General features: G+C 31.8%; 19 protein-coding genes. 13 read left to right on the top strand and 6 right to left on the bottom strand.

Annotated elements, in window-relative coordinates; genetic code table 11:
* Positions 1 to 449 precede the first annotated feature (449 nt).
* Together VBY68_RS10120 and VBY68_RS10115 are read left to right on the top strand one after the other, a co-directional pair.
* The gene (locus VBY68_RS10120; RefSeq protein WP_415269646.1) at positions 450 to 1,352 is read left to right on the top strand and encodes a protein kinase domain-containing protein; all 903 of its coding nucleotides are present in this window, start codon (positions 450 to 452) and stop codon (positions 1,350 to 1,352) included.
* Positions 1,353 to 1,354: 2 nt separating this feature from the next.
* Positions 1,355 to 2,905 (top strand): tetratricopeptide repeat protein, encoded by a 1,551-nt coding sequence (locus VBY68_RS10115; protein ID WP_415269645.1) that lies wholly within the window; start codon positions 1,355 to 1,357, stop codon positions 2,903 to 2,905.
* Between the two features lie 44 nt (positions 2,906 to 2,949).
* Here VBY68_RS10115 and holA read toward each other — a convergent pair whose 3' ends face one another.
* Entirely contained in the window at positions 2,950 to 3,951 is a 1,002-nt protein-coding gene (holA, locus tag VBY68_RS10110; RefSeq protein ID WP_415269644.1) for a DNA polymerase III subunit delta, read from the bottom strand.
* A gap of 221 nt (positions 3,952 to 4,172) precedes the next feature.
* Here holA and VBY68_RS10105 point away from each other — a divergent pair, with 221 nt between their 5' ends.
* The 3 genes from VBY68_RS10105 to VBY68_RS10095 all read left to right on the top strand — a co-directional run bounded on the left by VBY68_RS10105 (position 4,173) and on the right by VBY68_RS10095 (position 6,910).
* The gene (locus VBY68_RS10105) at positions 4,173 to 4,616 is read left to right on the top strand and encodes a type I restriction enzyme HsdR N-terminal domain-containing protein (protein WP_120187398.1); all 444 of its coding nucleotides are present in this window, start codon (positions 4,173 to 4,175) and stop codon (positions 4,614 to 4,616) included.
* A 258-nt stretch (positions 4,617 to 4,874) separates the two neighbouring features.
* Positions 4,875 to 5,504, top strand: a complete 630-nt coding sequence (locus VBY68_RS10100; protein WP_099216505.1) for a hypothetical protein — start codon at positions 4,875 to 4,877, stop codon at positions 5,502 to 5,504.
* Between the two features lie 407 nt (positions 5,505 to 5,911).
* Positions 5,912 to 6,910, top strand: a complete 999-nt coding sequence (locus VBY68_RS10095; protein ID WP_121147056.1) for a glycosyltransferase family 2 protein — start codon at positions 5,912 to 5,914, stop codon at positions 6,908 to 6,910.
* On the opposite strand, the gene VBY68_RS10090 is transcribed toward VBY68_RS10095, so the two are convergent.
* The 3 genes from VBY68_RS10090 to VBY68_RS10080 form a co-directional block, all read right to left on the bottom strand.
* On the bottom strand, positions 6,902 to 7,570 hold the full coding sequence (locus tag VBY68_RS10090) for a hypothetical protein (RefSeq protein ID WP_415269643.1): 669 nt from the start codon (positions 7,568 to 7,570) through the stop codon (positions 6,902 to 6,904). The two genes, VBY68_RS10095 and VBY68_RS10090, sit on opposite strands and share 9 nt — an antisense overlap.
* Positions 7,571 to 7,656: 86 nt before the next feature.
* Positions 7,657 to 8,277 (bottom strand): L-threonylcarbamoyladenylate synthase, encoded by a 621-nt coding sequence (locus tag VBY68_RS10085; RefSeq protein ID WP_099216508.1) that lies wholly within the window; start codon positions 8,275 to 8,277, stop codon positions 7,657 to 7,659.
* A gap of 3 nt (positions 8,278 to 8,280) precedes the next feature.
* Entirely contained in the window at positions 8,281 to 8,781 is a 501-nt protein-coding gene (locus VBY68_RS10080) for an IS1096 element passenger TnpR family protein (protein WP_415269642.1), read from the bottom strand.
* A 58-nt stretch (positions 8,782 to 8,839) separates the two neighbouring features.
* On the opposite strand from VBY68_RS10080, the gene VBY68_RS10075 reads away from it, so the two are divergent.
* The 3 genes from VBY68_RS10075 to VBY68_RS10065 are packed head-to-tail and all read left to right on the top strand — an operon-like array spanning position 8,840 to position 11,143.
* The gene (locus VBY68_RS10075; protein ID WP_028893045.1) at positions 8,840 to 9,256 is read left to right on the top strand and encodes a PaaI family thioesterase; all 417 of its coding nucleotides are present in this window, start codon (positions 8,840 to 8,842) and stop codon (positions 9,254 to 9,256) included.
* Between the two features lies 1 nt (position 9,257).
* Positions 9,258 to 10,109, top strand: coding sequence for an alpha/beta fold hydrolase (locus VBY68_RS10070; protein WP_415269641.1), 852 nt, complete (start codon positions 9,258 to 9,260; stop codon positions 10,107 to 10,109).
* A complete protein-coding gene (locus tag VBY68_RS10065) occupies positions 10,106 to 11,143 on the top strand; it encodes a chorismate-binding protein (protein WP_415269640.1) in 1,038 nt (345 codons plus the stop codon). The genes VBY68_RS10070 and VBY68_RS10065 overlap by 4 nt, the downstream gene beginning before the upstream one ends.
* Before the next feature lie 382 nt (positions 11,144 to 11,525).
* On the opposite strand, the gene VBY68_RS10060 is transcribed toward VBY68_RS10065, so the two are convergent.
* Positions 11,526 to 11,888, bottom strand: a complete 363-nt coding sequence (locus VBY68_RS10060; protein WP_099216511.1) for a PUR family DNA/RNA-binding protein — start codon at positions 11,886 to 11,888, stop codon at positions 11,526 to 11,528.
* Between the two features lie 82 nt (positions 11,889 to 11,970).
* Positions 11,971 to 13,725 (bottom strand): ABC transporter ATP-binding protein, encoded by a 1,755-nt coding sequence (locus tag VBY68_RS10055; RefSeq protein ID WP_415269639.1) that lies wholly within the window; start codon positions 13,723 to 13,725, stop codon positions 11,971 to 11,973.
* A 155-nt stretch (positions 13,726 to 13,880) separates the two neighbouring features.
* Here VBY68_RS10055 and VBY68_RS10050 point away from each other — a divergent pair, with 155 nt between their 5' ends.
* The 5 genes from VBY68_RS10050 (at position 13,881) to VBY68_RS10030 (ending at position 17,834) form a co-directional block, all read left to right on the top strand.
* Complete coding sequence (locus VBY68_RS10050) at positions 13,881 to 14,981, top strand: Glu/Leu/Phe/Val family dehydrogenase (protein ID WP_099216513.1); 1,101 nt, start codon at positions 13,881 to 13,883, stop codon at positions 14,979 to 14,981.
* 77 nt (positions 14,982 to 15,058) lie between these two features.
* Positions 15,059 to 15,997, top strand: coding sequence for a transcription antitermination factor NusB (gene nusB, locus VBY68_RS10045; protein ID WP_099216514.1), 939 nt, complete (start codon positions 15,059 to 15,061; stop codon positions 15,995 to 15,997).
* A gap of 39 nt (positions 15,998 to 16,036) precedes the next feature.
* Positions 16,037 to 16,504, top strand: coding sequence for a DUF1573 domain-containing protein (locus VBY68_RS10040; RefSeq protein WP_415269638.1), 468 nt, complete (start codon positions 16,037 to 16,039; stop codon positions 16,502 to 16,504).
* Complete coding sequence (gene yajC, locus VBY68_RS10035; protein WP_099216516.1) at positions 16,504 to 16,824, top strand: preprotein translocase subunit YajC; 321 nt, start codon at positions 16,504 to 16,506, stop codon at positions 16,822 to 16,824. The genes VBY68_RS10040 and yajC overlap by 1 nt, the downstream gene beginning before the upstream one ends.
* An 80-nt stretch (positions 16,825 to 16,904) precedes the next feature.
* The gene (locus VBY68_RS10030; RefSeq protein WP_415269637.1) at positions 16,905 to 17,834 is read left to right on the top strand and encodes a YbbR-like domain-containing protein; all 930 of its coding nucleotides are present in this window, start codon (positions 16,905 to 16,907) and stop codon (positions 17,832 to 17,834) included.
* Position 17,835 lies beyond the last annotated feature (1 nt).

Below are 17,835 nucleotides of genomic sequence, written 5' to 3'. Positions count from 1 at the left end.
CAACTTTTATTACCTAAATAATTGGGCTTATGGGTTTCCGTAAGAATATATGCTTGTCTTTTTTTAGGTTCGCAGGAATCGTATAATTAATTAACAAATAACAATAATTCGTTAATAACTTTATTTTAGGTAAAGCATTGGTTTTGATATATTTGATAGCATATAAAAATTGCTAAACTTCATTATATCACTTTCTAATATTGGAATAAAAGGGATAGAGTTTGGTGTATTAATGAGTTGAATTACATTTAAAAAATAATATGAATAAAAATCAAGATAACGCAGCACATTCCTTACTTGGAAAAGAATTAAAAAATGGCTGGAAGGTTGTAAAGAAAATAGAACCAAAAGAAGGTGCTACTGGTGGTTTCTTTAGTGTTTGTTATATTGTTAATCGAAATAAAGAGAAAGCTTTTTTAAAAGCTCTTAATTTCCAAGCCTTTTTTCAAATGTTTCAAGGTCGACCAATCGTTGAAATTATTAATGAGCAAACCAATGCATACCAATTTGAACGAGACTTACTTCTTAGATGTAAAAATAATCGATTAAATAAAGTTTCAATGGTTATTGATGAAGGTGAAAAAATATTAGATGGATTCACAATACCCAATGTCCCTTATCTCATATTTGAAATGTCCGATGGTGATGTTAGGTCTCACATGAACTTCAGTAAAGATGTAGAAATTATATGGAAACTTCGTTCTCTTCATAACGTTGCCGTTGGATTAAAACAATTGCATGGAGTTGACATAGCACATCAAGACTTAAAACCATCTAACATCCTCTTATATGAAGATGGTATTATATCAAAAATAGGTGATTTAGGAAGGTCTCTATGTTCAGATATTAAAGCACCTCATGAAAACGGAGGGGACTTCCCTGGAGATATAAATTACGCACCACCTGAATTTCTTTATCGATATATTGAACCTGATTGGAATTTTCGTGTTCGTTCAACCGACATGTATTTGTTTGGAAGCTTAATTGTTTTTTACTTTTCAGGCGCTAACATGACTGCTTTAATTGGAAAAAACCTTGATCAACAATTTAAATGGACCAGATGGCGAGGAACGTTTTTTGATGTTCACGATTACTTAGTAGATGCATTCTACAAAGCTCTAAAAGAATTTAAAACCTCACTTACAAATAGTGAACTAGCAAATGAACTTTCCGAAATAATTGAATATTGTTGCTTCCCCATCCCTGAAAAAAGAGGACATCCAAAGGCAATACATCTATCAAAAAATAGAGATGGGACTAAGAAACAAAATGTCAATCAATTTGATTTTCATAGAATTATTTCGAGATTTGACGTCTTGTCTAAAATGGCTAATTACAAATTTAATAACTAAGCATGGCAGTTATTTATGAAATAAAAGAAAGGAGGGTTATTCCAAACTGGAGAGATTTTAAGAGAACTCTTCAACTCGGAGAATTAGGTCAATCTAATAAAAATGTAAATCCAGTAGTGATGAACATAAAACGACCTATACAAGATTGGAATGAAGTAAAAAATTTAGGTTCAGCAGCTGATTTAATAAATGCATCTTTCGTTTCTGACATTAAAGACCCAACAGTTGTTGAAGCAATTAATTATGTGAATGAAAATCAAGACAAGGCTTCTTTAAGTTTACTTAATCTTATCAAAAAAATTGAGTCTAATACGAACACCACTACCAGCCTATCAAATAATTCTTTATTAGAAACTCATGTCGATACAATTAATGATTTTCAAACATTTATAAATAATAAATCTTTTCATAAGGTAATCAACCGTACAAAAAACAGGTCTAAGACAGAATTACGAAACCCTATTGTTTGGGTCGAACTAGCAAGACTTTATACTATGCAAGGGCATGAACATAAAGCTGAAAATGCAATTCTAACTGCTCTCCATCTTGCACCTAATAATAGATTTGTACTACGGTCAGCTACAAGGTTTTTTACACACAAAGATAAATTCGACAAGGCTTTGTACTACTTAAGAAAAGCTGAAAATTTAAAAAATGACCCTTGGCTTATTTCAGCACATATAGCAACCTCTTCAATAATGGGAAGGTTTTCTCCACTTATCAAGGATGGGGTAAGACTAGTAAACTCAGACAACTACTCTGATTATGATTTGACAGAGCTAACAAGTTCACTTGGAACCCTTGAATTTGAAGATGGATCATTCAGAAAAGCAAAAAGTTTTTTTGATAGATCAATGAAAAAACCAAATGACAATAGTTTAGCTCAACTCGAATGGATATCTAAAGATGAACAACGGTTTCATATAAATCCATCAATTTATGATAAAGTAATAAACCCATTTGAAGCAAAAGCACTGGAATTATATGAACGAGGAGATTGGAAAAATGCTTTCTATAATTCTATCAAATGGTTTCTTGATATGCCATATTCAAGACGCCCTGTATTATTTGGATCGTATATTGCTGATTCTTTACTTCAAGACAAACAAGCAGCAATCATTCTTTGCGAAGTAGGTCTACAAGCTAATCCTAATGACCCTACATTACTTAATAACATGGTTTACAGTTTAGCTGCTTCAGGTATTACTGATCGACTTGATTATTATGTTCACCAAATGATGGAGGTTGACATTCAAAATCTACCTAACAAAAGTAAAATAACCTATCAAGCAACTTTAGGTTTGGTTTCAATAAAAGCAGGAAAAGTAGATTTTGGTGTAAACTTGTACAAAAAAGCTATTAAAAATGCTACAAATATTCGAGATAATTACCTAAAGAACTTAGCGATAGCTAACTTAACCCGAGAACTTATTTTAGTTAACCATCCTGAAAAAGATAAATATGTAGACATCGTGAAAAACATGAAAATATTGGATAAACATGAAGATTTATTACTCCTTCAAAAAGAGGTATTAAAAAAATATAAAGAATAACAACAAAACCTGTAAAAAAAGACCGGATAATAATAACTAAACCTTTAATGCAAAATCTTGAACAGTAACTCTTTTAAAATATCAGCATGAGTTTGGTTGGCTCCTACTCCTTTACTTTTTACATCAGCATCACGTAATAAGGCTATAATTTGTGATACTTTACGCATCGGGTAGTTACGGGAAGCATTTACATAGTCGTCCACAAAATAAGGGTTTACTCCTAAGTTTTTAGCTACCGAAGCTTTCGATTTGTCTTTTAATCCGTGGTACATTAATAACTGTGTAAAGAAGCTATTTAGTAAGGAAATGGTCATTACCAACGGATTGTTCTTTGGGTTCTGTGCAAAATAATTGATGATTCTGTTCGCTTTTACCACATCTCGCTGTCCTACAGCTTTACGCAACTCAAAATTGTTAAAGTCTTTAGAAATACCAATGTTTTCCTCAATATGCTTATCGGTAATAATGGTTTCCGCAGGCAATACTGAGGTTAGTTTATCTAATTCATTGCTAATCTTACTCAGGTCGGTTCCTAAAAACTCTACCAACATTTGTGCAGCTTTCGGTTCTATGTTAAACTTTTTTCCGCCCAACACCTGACGTATCCAATCGGCTACTTGGTTATCATACAGTTTTTTACTTTCGTAAATAAGTCCGCTTTTTGCTATGGCTTTGTACGCCTTTTTACGTTTATCGAGCTTTTTGTATTTGTAGTTAAACACCAATACGGTACTCGGTTGCGGATTGGCAGCATATGACTCTATTTTATCAATCGAACGGCTTAAATCTTGGGCTTCTTTAACAATAATCACCTGCTTTTCTGCCATCATCGGAAAACGTTTTGCCGACGATACAATTTCTTCTATCGACACATCACGACCGTACATAACTACTTGATTGAACCCTTTTTCAGATTCATCTAACACATTGTCTTCAATATAATCTGAGATTTTATCGATGTAATACGGTTCTTCTCCCATTAAAAAATAAATGGGTTTGATGTTGCCTCCTTTTATATCGGATATGATAGATTTAATTTCGTTCATGTGTCTTTCTTCTACCTTCTTCTTGGTGTTGTTGTTATTAAAATGTTGTAGCTAAGTATTCATTCCTTAATGACACTCTTGGTCATTTCGAAGGAGGTAACGACTGAGAAATCTTAAACATGTGAGTTAATCCGCTGAATGAGACTTATCCCTCTGGTCGAAATGACGGCTTCTCCTTCTTCTCCGTTAGAAATAACTTATAATTTTCTTACTTTTGGGTTATGCAAAAGCTCAACCTTCCTAGCTATACATTCAAGCTCAAAAGTAACGAAAATAAGACGCTTATTTTTGATAATTTGAGAAAAAAATATATGGTCTTAACTCCCGAGGAATGGGTACGTCAGCATTTTGTTCAGTGGTTAATTCAAGAAAAAAACTATCCTGTTTCGCTTATTGCTATTGAAAAACAATTGGTTATCAACAACCTTAAAAAGCGTACAGATATTGTGATTTTTGCTTCGGACGGACATCCGAATATTATTGTAGAATGTAAGGCTCCACATATAAAAATAACGCAAGATACCTTTGATCAAATTGCACGTTATAACTTAAAGCTCAATGCCGATTACCTCATCGTTACCAACGGGCTACAACACTTTTTTTGTATGCTCGATAAAGAGAAGGAAACCTATGTGTTTTTAAGAGATATTCCTGAGTACCAATAAACTTTACGAAAACAGATTTTACTGCTGAACTGGTAACTATTAAGGAGCTAACGACTGAGAAATCTTAAACAAAAAAGTTACTCTCCTCATTAAATTCCTCCATTACGTTCTCAATGACGACAGCTTCTTTAAGGATATCCAACACACACTTTAACACAAAAAATTATGCGCTTATAACATTCGTTTATCTTTTTTGCTATCAAATTCTTAAATTCACATAACAAAACAACTTTATACCAAACTTTAAAAATTGACTTTATGAGTAACTCTATTAAATTAAACTTTGTAAACAAATCAAATGATGCGAATAATAGTGATGTTGTAATTTTTCAAAAGAATGTTGCGAGCAATTTTGATGAACGTCATACTGCATGGAAAGTGATTAAAAATCCAAGTCACGGGGAAAGCCATCCTATTAATTATTCTACTAACTTTCAAGTTGCTGCTGCTGATTCTTACGGAAACTACACACCCAAATTAGCCGCTTATGATGGAAGTGCTTTTGAAATGGTTGAGAGGGCATCTGGACACACTTTACAGCCATCCCAACACTTCGCATCTAACATAGATGAAGTAGAAGTACGAAACAACCTAACACGAAGCGCTATTGATGCTAATTGTTATAAGGATGGTAAGCTATTAGCTATAAAAACTAATCTTGCACCAGGTCAAAAAGCTGTTTTTAAATTCAATCCTAAACTTTATATAGGTGTTGCTTCTGGAATTGAAGAAGGAGAAATTCTTAATTCTGCTATTATTTCAAAAATAAACACGGAAATAAATTTATTTGAGGTTCAAAGCGCTGATATTGTAATGACTGGAGGAGGTTCTGAGCCTTTTAATTTTAGTTTAGAGAATGTAACGTATATACCTGTAGAATTAGAATAGAAGTTATGCTGTTTAAAGAGAGTTACTCGCCTCATGAGATTCCTCCTCCTTTGTCGTTCGGAATGACAAAACTGTACGTCATTTCGAAAGAGGTAACGACTGAGAAATCTTAAACATAAGAGTTACTCCTTTAAATGGGGCTTCTCCCATACAGTCGGAATGATGGAAATGCGAAACGTCATAGCGAAGAATGATAATGACGTAGCTATTCTTACTCTCGATAAAAAAGATTGCTTCACTATCGCTCGCAATGACGAAACACGATTGTCATTTCGAACTGGAGTGCAACGGAAGGAGAAATCTCAAACATAAAAATTACTCTCCTTATGAGATTCCTCCTCGTACCTCGTTCGGAATGACGAGAGGTTTTTAATGTAATTTCATTTTTAAACTGTAAATTTGCCGTCTTGAAAACAGCAATCGTCATATTAAACTGGAATGGAAAAAAATTGCTTGAGCAGTTTTTACCTTCTGTCGTGAATTTTAGTTCTGAAGAAGCGGAAGTATATGTCGCTGACAATGCTTCTACGGATGATTCTATTGAATTTATTAAGCAGCATTTTCCTACTGTTAAGATTGTAAAAAATACCGAAAACGGTGGTTATGCAAAAGGTTACAACGACGCATTACAACATATTGATGCTGATGTATATTGTTTGGTAAATTCTGATATTGAAGTTACCAAGAATTGGTTAACTCCTATTATTGATACTTTTAAGAAAGAAGCTAACACTGCGATTATTCAACCAAAGATTTTAGATTTTAAAGATAAATCGAAGTTTGAATATGCTGGTGCTGGTGGTGGCTTTATTGATGCTTTTGGATACCCATATTGTCGTGGTCGTTTGTTTAGCGATTTGGAAACTGATAACGGACAGTTTAACGATACTTCTGAAATTTTTTGGGCATCGGGAGCTTGCTTTTTTATTCGTTCTGAAGTTTTTCATCAACTCAACGGTTTTGATGAAGACTTTTTTGCACATCAAGAAGAAATTGATTTGTGCTGGCGTGCTAAAAACAGTGGACATACTATAAAGTACGTTGGAGCTTCAACTGTATATCATGTAGGTGGTGCTACATTGGATACTTTAAACCCTAGAAAAACGTTTTTAAATTTCAGGAATAGTTTACTCAACTTGGTTAAAAACTTACCTTCTACGAAATTGTTTCCAATCATTTTTTCTCGTTTGATCTTAGACGGTTTGGCAAGCCTTAAATTTTTATTAGAAGGAAAACCTAATCATTTGTTTGCTATTTTAAAAGCTCATTTTAGTTTTTATATGCATCTTCCTAAGTTCATAAAAAAGAGAAATGAATCTCCTAAAAAATCGAATTACTACGAACACAAGTCTATAGTTTGGCAGTATTATGCTAAAGGAAGGAAGGAATTTACTGAACTACGTTAATTCTTGTTCATCTTTATAGATATAATATAATAGGAAGAAGACTGCAATTCCGCCGAAAGTATGCCATAACCAGTGCGTTCCCATAGGTAGTAACTCTACTTTATTATCCAACGTTCTAAATAGTAACGCTATTCCAAACACCATTCCTCCATACATTATATACTTTACGTTTTTCCAATGTGTTTTGTAAGCATACCAAATTAATGGAGTTATTACTGCAAATGCTGTTACTGCATATCCAAACGATGTTCTATATCCAGAAGGTATTGGTAAAAATCTTGGTAAAACAGATACTAAAAGTATAGCTACAATTATTGCTAATCGTTGCCACCATTTCTTTTTAATTTTTCCTATGAAATAAATAATAGCTCCTAAACATACAATCATAATAGGAACCCAATCTAACAACAACCAAAACTCATGACTTCGTGTTCCGTGAAACATGGTACCTCCTATCCAACTGATAAATATTACTGGAATGGCAAACAGAAAAAATGGGTATTGTTTAGAGTTTTGATAGATTCTTCTTCCGAAGTAAATCAGTAGTACTATAAAAATTAAGTTACTAAAGGTATTGAAAGGTTCAACAGGCAATCTGCCTGCTATGGTTTCTTGATATATTGGTCCGCTGTCGTTAGGGAATCTATCCAGTAAAAACATATATCCTTTTTTCTATCTTTACTAAGATAAGAATTGTGTTTTTAAATGGAAAGTGATTTTTTTAAAATCTAAACTAAGCCTTACTATTACAAAATATCTAAACTTCCTTTTCCTTCACGAAGTACTTCTGGCTCATCTGTTGTTAAATCGATTACCGTAGACGCATGATTATCTCCGTAACCTCCATCAACTACAACATCAACTATATTTTGCCATTTCTCGAAGATTAATTCAGGATCGGTTGTGTATTCTAATACTTCATCTTCGTCATGTATAGACGTAGATACAATTGGGTTCCCTAAAGCTGCTACAATGGCTCTTGCAATATTATTATCTGGCACACGAATACCTACCGTTTTACGCTTTTTGTAAGCTCTTGGTAGTGAATTACTTCCAGGCAACACAAAAGTATATGGTCCTGGTAGTGCTCTTTTTAAAATTTTATAGGTGGTTGTATCAATTTGTTTGACATAATCTGATAAGTGACTCAAATCGTTACAAACAAACGAAAAGTTAGCTTTTTCTGGCTTTACTTTTTTTATTCTCGCTACTTTTTCTAGTGCTTTAGTATTGGTAATATCGCAACCTAAACCATAAACAGTATCGGTTGGATAAATAATCAACCCTCCATTTTGTAAAACTTTTACAATTTTTTCAATCTCTTTTGGATTGGGGTTGTCGTTATACAATTTTATAAATTGTGCCATAGCTTAATAATTATCAAAGTCAAAATCATCTAGACTTTCAAAATTATTGAATTCATCATCAATTTCATCGTCTATATTTTTTGAAAGATCTTCTGCTTTAAATTCTTTTTCTGGAGCTTCTTCTGGGATTTCTCCAACAGATAAAATCATTTTTGTTTCAGTTACTGCTTCGTTTGATTGCTCTATCAACTCTACATAAAACGTCCACATTTGTAAGAAATCATACACATAAATTAACTTATCGTGTTGATTCGGTAAGGTTTCATCTAAAATACATGTTGCCATTGAGATTCCATCACCTGCTTCTGACATATTAAATAGTGGAATTTCTTCTCCTTGATTCCAATCTTCATCGGTACGGTAAAAAGAAGCCATTTCTTGTCCGTTAAAACCAAACGCTTTTGCAATATCAAAGTGTAGGCTTTCTAACGATGTTTTTTCATTTACCAATAGGGTTCTTATTACATCTTCTTTCGTATCTAAAATTACGCGTACTTTATACATTCTATCATTTTTATTCAATGCAAAAATACGTATTTTTGGGTGATAATTTCTAGTAACAATGAACAAGCAAGAATCTCTTACAATCTTAAACAACTACAATAAAAACACCTTAATGGAAACTTTAGAAATAGAGTTTGTTGATTTAGGAGATGATTTTATTACAGCAAAGATGCCTGTAACTCCTAAAGTACATCAGCCTTATGGAATATTACACGGTGGAGCAACAGCTGCCCTAGCTGAATCGGTAGGTAGTTGTGCTTCTGCTTTTTTCTTAAGAGATTCTTCTAAAATTGTAAAAGGAATTGAGTTAAGCATCAATCATATCAAAAGTAAGCGAGAAGGACATGTTTTTGCTACCGCTAAAGCTATTCATAAAGGTAGAACTACACATTTATGGGAAGTGAGAATTGTTGATGAGGATGATAATTTGATTTCACTTTGTAAGATTACCAATATTGTTTTAGATAAACAGTAGCATGAAATTGCTAAAGAAAATCTTAAAAATTGTTGGAGTTACTCTCTTTGTGCTCTTTCTTATTTTGTATTATTTATTCTGGAATTTTTCTGCTCCAAAATCTGATACAAAAGTACTTGAAAAGTTTTCGGATAGTTCTCACACTCCTATACTCACTCATGAAAACTTTAAAGGGTTTGAGTTTAGGAAACTTTCTATTATAAAAGACACGACTTTGCCTACACTCGTTTTTGTTCATGGAACCATAGGTTCTTCTACTGATTTCGTAAGATATATGAAAGACAGTGTATTGCTTAGTAAAGTAAACATGATTTCATACGACAGGATTGGTTATAATTATCAAGACAAAAACCCTGTTCAAGAAAGTATTGCTTTTGAACGTGATATGTTAAAGAGTATCTTACAAGATTATAACCCCAACAAAACAATACTAGTAGGCTACTCTTATGGCGGTCCTATTGCTTTGACTATACAACAAAAAATTCGAAAAGTGATTTTGTTGGCTCCAGCAGTGTATAGCGAAATAGAACCTATGCCATGGTCTTTAAATTTATATAAGTGGAAGCTTACTCGATGGTTGGTTCCACCTATTTGGCAAGAAGCTAGCAGAGAAAAGTTATCTCATAAACAAGATCTACAACTTTTTGAAAACAACTGGAATTCTACTCCTAACAACATAGTAAGCATTCATGGAACCAATGATTGGATTGTTCCTTTTGAAAACTCTTTATTTTTAAAAGAACGGTTTCCTAAAAATCAGTTTGAGTTAATTAGCATTTCTGATGTTGGCCATGGATTTATTTGGAGTAAATTTGACACGATTAAAGAACTTTTAATACAACAACTAGATTGAATATTTTTTCAAACATAAAAGAAACTTTAGACAAACAATTACCTTTTGTTACGTATAGAAAACCTAACTGTTCTACAATTAAGGGGTGGTTTCAACAAAATAATAACTTAATTACCTCGAAAGATTATAGTGAAAGTGGATTTATTTTTGCTCCGTTTGATAATAAAGAGGATGCTATCTTAATTCCTAAAAATCAATCTACCTACATTGAAGAAGGTACTACTATTAATGGTTTCCTAACTAGCAACACAAATCATAACCCTGATACAACTTCTGAAGAAAATCACATTCAACTGGTTGAAAAAGGAATAGCTGCTATTAAAAACCAGGAGTTTAAAAAAGTGGTACTATCTAGAAAGGAAAAAGTTGAATTGCGTGATTTTAATCTTATTGAAACTTTTCAAAAGCTCTTAAACAGCTACCCTACTGCTTTTGTATATGTATGGTATCATCCTAAAGTTGGGATGTGGTTAGGAGCTACTCCAGAGACCTTAGTTAGTATTCATAATAAGAATTTTACTACTATGGCTTTGGCCGGAACACAAGTTTACAATGACACAATTAATGTTACTTGGCAACCAAAAGAGTTAGAAGAACAACAGTTTGTAACTGATTACATCATTGACAGATTATCTGATATATCTTCAGAAATTACTGCGTCAGGTATAGAAACTATTAAAGCTGGAAAGTTACTTCATTTAAGAACTATACTTAATGGTAAATTAAAAACTAATACTGCTTCATTAATTAAAAGTTTGCATCCTACTCCTGCTGTTTGCGGATTACCTTTAGAAACATCAAAACAGTTTATTTTAGATAATGAAAGCTACCATAGGAGCTTTTATACTGGTTTTTTAGGAGAGTTAAATATTAACGATAAAGAAAGTAATTTGTTTGTTAATCTTCGTTGTATGGAGGTTTCTAATAAAACTGTAAATATTTATGTTGGTGGAGGAATTACACGCGACAGTAATCCTGTAAAAGAATGGCAAGAAACGGTTGCAAAAACAACTACCATGAAAAAAGTTTTATAAGAAAAACAACTATCTGATAAAATACTTTAGCTCAAACACAACATAACCCATTGAAATTCAGTTTTTTTTATTATATTTAGGAGAACTCAAAAACTAGCTTTCCTATGAAACAAAAATTACTTAGGATTAGCCAGCGTGAAGATAAACTTAATAGTAGAGTAGGTAGAACTTTAACTTATAAGCAGCTGGTTGAATTCGCATCAAAACTACCAAACAAAATAAAATCACTTATGTAAAAAGTAAAAAACCACCAATTGCTGTGCAACAACTGGCGGTTTTTCTAGTGTAAATTGAATTTGAATTGATTTTTTCCTGCACAACATGGCTTCTAAACACAAATTATACATTTGTGTTTAGAGTTATGCAAAACAGTTTCTTCTGCTTAAATATCGTCGAAAGAAACGTCAGTAAAACTTTCTGTTGAAGTTGCTTCTGTTGCTACGTTTTCTTCTTTTTTATAGTCTTTTTGATGACGCTCGCTGATTACTTCAGCTCCTTTTTCGTTTACTATAAAGTCTGTTGCCTTATTCAACATTTCTTTAAAGTCGCTAAAATCTTCTTTATATAAATAAATTTTGTGCTTTTGATAGTGAAAAGAACCATCATCATGAGTAAACTTCTTACTCTCTGTCACTGTTAAATAATAATCATCTGCCTTTGTAGATCTAACATCAAAAAAATATGTTCTTCTTCCTGCTCTTAAAACCTGTGAAAAGATTTCCTCTTGTTCTACTCTCTCGCTCATAATTCGCTACTTAAAATAATAGTTGTTTACTTAAATTTTCTCAACAAATCTAACAAAATATTTGACTTGACAATACGAAATGCTATATTTCTTTTTCTAAAAGCTGTTGCTCATACAACTCTTTGTAATAACCCTCTTGTTTTACTAATTGATTATGAACACCTTGCTGAATTATCTTTCCGTTATCTAGTACAATTATTTTATCTGCATTTTTTGCTGACGATACCCTATGGCTTATTATTATGGTTGTTTTATCACTAGAAACTCGTTCTAAACTTGATAAAATTCTTTCTTCTGTCTCAGTATCTACTGCTGATAAACAATCATCAAAAATTAAAATCTTAGGGTCTTTTATAATTGCTCTTGCAATAGAAGTTCGTTGCTTCTGTCCTCCAGAAAGCGTAACACCACGTTCTCCTAAAATAGTTTTATAGCCTTGTTTAAAATCGATAATATTATCGTGTATGACAGCATTTTTAGCCGCTTCAATAATTTCTTCCTCCGTAGCATCTTCTTTACCAAATTTTATATTATTTTCAATGGTGTCTGAAAACAAAAATGGTTCTTGTGGTACAAAACCTATTTGGTTTCTTATATCATATAAATTACAGGTTTTAATATCTTTTCCATCCATTAACACAGTTCCTCCTGTAGTATCATACAAACGTGAAACTAAATTAATAATAGACGACTTACCACTTCCTGTTTTTCCTAATATTGCTAATGTTTCTCCTTTTTCTACTTTAAAGCTCACATCTTTTAAAGCTGTGATATTTGTGTCTTCATAAGTTAACGAAACATGCTTAAACTCTATTTCTCCTTCTATTACAGTTTCTTCTTCATTTGCATTTTTAATTTCAGGAACTTGTTCTAAAAATTCATTTATTCTTTCTTGAGAAGCTTCTGCCTGCTGTACCATGGAAGTTACCCAACCAACTACAGCTACTGGCCACGTTAAAATATTTACATACATAACAAAAGCACCAATGGCTCCTACTTGAATTTCTCCATTGATATATAATGTACCACCAACATACAAAACGATAATGTTACTAATTCCTATTAATAAAATCATTAATGGAAAAAATAATGCCTGCACTTTATATAAGTTAATGTTTTTGTCTTTGCTTGCATCAGCCAACGTATCAAAATTTTTAATCACAGCACTTTCTATTGCATATGATTTTACCACATTAATTCCAGAGAAAAATTCCTGATTAAAAGTAGTTAATTTTGAAAGGTATTGCTGAACTACTGTACTTCGCTTATTTATTTGCTTGCTTAATACAAAAACTGATATCGATAATACTGGAAAAGGTATCATTGTATACAAAGTAAGTTTTGGTGATATCGCATACATTTGGGTAAATCCAACTGCAAAAGAAACCAACATATTTAATGAATACATAATAGCTGGCCCAAAATACATACGAACCTTAGACACGTCTTCACTTATACGGTTCATTAAATCACCTGTTCTATTTTGCTTATAAAAATTAAGTGATAGTCGCTGGTATTGTTGGTAAATCTCATTTTTTAAATCAAACTCTATTAATCGAGACATTACTATAATAGTTTGACGCATTAAAAAAGTAAAAAAACCGCCTAATAAGGTTACTCCTATTATAAGTAAGATATTCTTGAAAAGGATACTTTTTACTTCAGACATTTCAGTTATTTTCCCTAACTGATAATCTTCTACAACATTTAAAGAGTCTCCAACAAAATCAGGAATTTTTAGCGTTAGTATTTTTGATAATATCGTAATTAAAATTCCTAGTAATAACCTCCATTTGTATTTAACAAAGTACTTGTTTAAGTATTGTAATGCTTTCAATTCTATTCTATTATAAAAATTAAACTTTATAAAGGGGTCCTGTTAAAGATACCTTAATTAAGACCACTTTTTTTGCTTATGTTTTAACGATTTCTTATTTTTGCCCTCGAATTTTTGAGATTGTCCAAATCATCTCAAATTAAAAAACAAAACAAATGACATCAGAAATCATTGATACTAAAGATCTTAAGAATGACCCAGTGTTTGGTCAGTTATCTTTTGACAATCACGAGCAAATCGTTTTTTGCAACGACGAAGATACAGGTTTAAAAGCAATTATCGGTATCCATAACACAACTTTAGGACCTGCTTTAGGAGGTACTAGAATGTGGCAATATAAAAGTGAATGGGAAGCTTTAAACGATGTTTTACGTTTGTCTCGTGGTATGACTTATAAGTCTGCTATTACTGGATTAAACCTTGGTGGTGGTAAAGCAGTTATTATTGGTGATGCTAAAACTCAAAAAAACGACGCTTTAATGCGTAAATTTGGTGAGTTTGTTAATTCTTTAGGTGGAAAATATATTACTGCTGAAGATGTTGGAATGGAAACTCGTGACATGGATATTATCCGTGAAGTTACTCCGCACGTAACAGGTGTTTCTGAAAGTATTGGAGGTTCTGGAAACCCTTCTCCTGTAACTGCTTATGGTGTTTACATGGGAATGAAAGCTGCTGCTAAATACAAATTTGGAACTGAGAACTTAGACGGTAAAAAAGTATTAGTTCAAGGTGTTGGTCATGTTGGTGAAACTTTAGTAAAGCATATTACTGATGAAGGAGCTCAAGTTATTTTAAATGATATTAATGAAGCTCGTTTAGAAGAGTTAAGTAAAAAATATGGTGCTAACGTGGTGTTAGGTAATGACATTTTTGGATTAGATGTTGATATTTACGCTCCATGTGCTTTAGGTGCTACTATTAATGATGAAAGTATTGCTCAATTAAAAGCTAAAGTTATTGCTGGTGCAGCTAACAACCAATTAGCCAACGAGTTAAAACACGGTACAATGTTAAAAGAAAAAGGAATTGCTTATGCTCCTGATTTCTTAATTAACGCTGGTGGAATTATTAATGTATATGCAGAGGTTGTTGGTTACGATAAAGCAGAAAGCTTAAAAAGAACTGAAAACATTTATAATACTACATTAGAAATTTTCAATTTATCAGAAAAAGAGAATATAACTACACATCAAGCTGCTTTCAATATTGCACAAGCAAGAATTGATGCTCGCAAAAAAGAGCAAAATAGCTAGATAAAAAATAAAAAAGTTTTACTTTTGCAGAGCGTTAGAAATGGTTTCTATCGCTCTTTTTTTTAAAGTTCTTTAGAATGATTAACAGAAGACATATTCGTGTTAAAGTAATGCAATCGGTTTATGCGATGCAACAATCGCATAGCGATGATTTAGTTAAGGAAGAAAAATTCTTAAAACATAGCATTCAAAAAATGTACGATTTGTACGTTTTAAACCTTCAATTATTAGTTGAAGTACAAAAATTAGCTCGTAAGAGAATAGAGCTTTCTAAAAAGAAAATACTAGCTACAAAAGAAGAACTCAACCCTAATACAAAATTTATAGATAATAAACTTTTAAACTCGCTTAGCGAAAGTGTAAGTTTAGAGGGGTATGTTGAGCTTAATAAGCTAAATTATTGGGATCTTGATGATGAATACGTAAAGATCTTATTAGATGAATTACAGAAAAGTGACATCTACAAAAAGTACATGGACACTGTTGAAGATTCTTATAATGTAGACAAAGCTTTTGTTATTGATTTTTTCAGAGAAATAGTAGCTCCTAATGAAAAATTAGCTGATTATTTTGAAGACAAAATGATTTCTTGGGTTGATGATATTCCTTTTGTAAATACTTGGATTCTTAAATCTTTAAACAAACAAAAAGCAAATAAGCCATTTATATTAGGAAGTTTGTATAAAGATAATGATGATAAGGTTTTTGTTTCTGATTTATTTACAAAAACAATGTTACATCAGCATAAATATGAAGAAGACATTAAAGAGAAAACTCCTAACTGGGAAGCTGATAGAATTGCCGATATTGACATGATTATCATCAAGATGGCAATTACAGAATTTTTACACTTCCCATCTATTCCAAGCAGAGTTACCATTAATGAATATATTGAATTAGCAAAAGATTATTCAACAAACAAAAGTGGTTACTTTATTAATGGTGTTTTAGATAAATTAGCCAAAGACTATCTAAGTTCAAACAAGATGGTTAAAATTGGTAGAGGTTTATTATAATAAATTAGTATTTTTACAACAAACTAAAAATATTTTAAAATGAAGAAAATAGCAGTAATAGTAGCATTTGTTGTTTCAGCTGGAATGTTAGTTTCTTGCGGACAAGGAAATGCTTCATCAAAAGTTAAAAAAGAAAATGTTGAAAACGCAGAAAAAAGGGATAGCTCTATTGGTTTAGGCTCACCTATTATTTCTTTTGACAAAGAAGAGTTTGACTTTGGTACTGTTAACGAAGGAGAGGTTGTTAAAACTACCTTCGTAGTAACAAATACTGGTAAAAGCGATTTAATTATTACGAATGCGCAAGCATCATGTGGATGTACTGTTCCTGTATGGCCAAAAGAAGCTATTGCTCCAGGTAAAACAGGAGATATTAAAGTTAGCTTTAATACAAACGGAAGAGTTAACAAACAATCTAAATCTATCACTTTAACTACCAATACAGAAAAAGGTAGAGAGGTTATTAAGATTTCTGGAATGGTAACTCCTAAAAAGAAGAACTCATAATGTTTACAACCATTTTTTTACAAGCTAGCTCACAAGAAAGTTTAATGAACATGCTTCCTTTTGTGGCAATGATTGCCGTTTTTTATTTTTTAATTATTCGTCCACAAATGAGACGTCAAAAAAAGGAAAAACAATTTCAAACAGAAATTAAAAAAGGAGCTAAAGTAGTTACAACTAGCGGAATTCATGGTAAAATTGTTGAAATTAATGATACTGACAACACTGTTACTATTGAAACAGGAGCTGGTAAAATAAAGTTTGAACGTTCTGCCATTTCTATGGAAATGAGTAAAAAATACATTACTGAAACTAAAAAATAACAGTATACAATTTTATAAAAAAGTGAGCTCATGAGCTCACTTTTTTGTTTTTTACGTAGATTGCATCAATAAATTATTTCTTGAAAACAAAATTTAACATACCTAAAACTTTCTTTGGTTTTTTAACTGCTTCAATATTTTTTTGGCTACTTATTAACCTGTCAAAAGAATATGACACAACCATAGTATATGATGTTGAGTATACGCAATTACCACAACAAAAAACATTAATAGAAACACCTATTAACAATCTTTCTTTAAAACTAAAAAGTAGTGGGTATAATCTACTAGTTGCCAGCATTAACCATAAACCCATTAAACTAAACATTAATAAAGCTTCAAGAAATACTGGTACTAATTATTATTTTTTATCTAAAGATCTAATTTCTGAAGTTCAAGAACAACTAAAATCTAGTATTGAGTTAATTGAAATTAAAGAAGACACTATTCCTTTAAAAATTGGTACTCTTAGTTCTAAAAAAGTTCCTTTAAAACCTAGCTTAAACATTTCTTTCCAATTAGGTTATGATCTTTCTAAACCAGTAACTATTGTTCCTGATAGTGTTTTAATTTCCGGTGATGAAACCTATGTTGCTAAAACCGACTTTCTAAACTTAAAAAGTATAACTTTGGAAAACTTATCTAAGAGTACTACTATCTCCTCTCCTATTATTTTTCCTGAAAACGTACAACTTAAATCAAGTCACTCTAAAGCTGAAATTAACATTCATGTTGATAAATTTACCGAAGGTGAAATAGAGGTTCCTGTATTTGTTAAAAATGCTCCTAAAGGAATCAATGTCTTTCCAAAAAAAGTTAGGATTATCTATAAAGTAGGTTTGCAAAATTTTAATGAAGTAACTCCTGATTTATTTAAAGTTGAGTGCGATTACCTACAGTCTAAAGACAAAGACATCAATTATCTTACTCCTAAAATAAAAAATCTTCCAAATATGGTTACATTAGTAAGGGTAGTTCCTAATAAAATTGATTTTTTAATATACGAATAGT

The organism is Tenacibaculum ascidiaceicola (genome assembly GCF_047470925.1).
GTDB classification, from domain to species: Bacteria; Bacteroidota; Bacteroidia; order Flavobacteriales; family Flavobacteriaceae; genus Polaribacter; species Polaribacter discolor.
The sequence above is the reverse complement of the archived record's forward strand: the minus strand, read 5'-3'. Positions and strand labels throughout refer to the sequence as shown.

Excerpts from the sequence above, each read along its gene's own strand:
- VBY68_RS10120 (WP_415269646.1), top strand. The coding sequence starts at position 450 with ATGTTTCAAGGTCGACCAATCGTTGAAATTATTAATGAGCAAACCAAT.
- VBY68_RS10115 (WP_415269645.1), top strand. The coding sequence starts at position 1,355 with ATGGCAGTTATTTATGAAATAAAAGAAAGGAGGGTTATTCCAAACTGG.
- holA (WP_415269644.1), bottom strand. The coding sequence starts at position 3,951 with ATGAACGAAATTAAATCTATCATATCCGATATAAAAGGAGGCAACATC.
- VBY68_RS10105 (WP_120187398.1), top strand. The coding sequence starts at position 4,173 with ATGCAAAAGCTCAACCTTCCTAGCTATACATTCAAGCTCAAAAGTAAC.
- VBY68_RS10100 (WP_099216505.1), top strand. The coding sequence starts at position 4,875 with ATGAGTAACTCTATTAAATTAAACTTTGTAAACAAATCAAATGATGCG.
- VBY68_RS10090 (WP_415269643.1), bottom strand. The coding sequence starts at position 7,570 with ATGTTTTTACTGGATAGATTCCCTAACGACAGCGGACCAATATATCAA.
- VBY68_RS10085 (WP_099216508.1), bottom strand. The coding sequence starts at position 8,277 with ATGGCACAATTTATAAAATTGTATAACGACAACCCCAATCCAAAAGAG.
- VBY68_RS10080 (WP_415269642.1), bottom strand. The coding sequence starts at position 8,781 with ATGTATAAAGTACGCGTAATTTTAGATACGAAAGAAGATGTAATAAGA.
- VBY68_RS10075 (WP_028893045.1), top strand. The coding sequence starts at position 8,840 with ATGAACAAGCAAGAATCTCTTACAATCTTAAACAACTACAATAAAAAC.
- VBY68_RS10070 (WP_415269641.1), top strand. The coding sequence starts at position 9,258 with ATGAAATTGCTAAAGAAAATCTTAAAAATTGTTGGAGTTACTCTCTTT.
- VBY68_RS10060 (WP_099216511.1), bottom strand. The coding sequence starts at position 11,888 with ATGAGCGAGAGAGTAGAACAAGAGGAAATCTTTTCACAGGTTTTAAGA.
- VBY68_RS10050 (WP_099216513.1), top strand. The coding sequence starts at position 13,881 with ATGACATCAGAAATCATTGATACTAAAGATCTTAAGAATGACCCAGTG.
- nusB (WP_099216514.1), top strand. The coding sequence starts at position 15,059 with ATGATTAACAGAAGACATATTCGTGTTAAAGTAATGCAATCGGTTTAT.
- VBY68_RS10040 (WP_415269638.1), top strand. The coding sequence starts at position 16,037 with ATGAAGAAAATAGCAGTAATAGTAGCATTTGTTGTTTCAGCTGGAATG.
- yajC (WP_099216516.1), top strand. The coding sequence starts at position 16,504 with ATGTTTACAACCATTTTTTTACAAGCTAGCTCACAAGAAAGTTTAATG.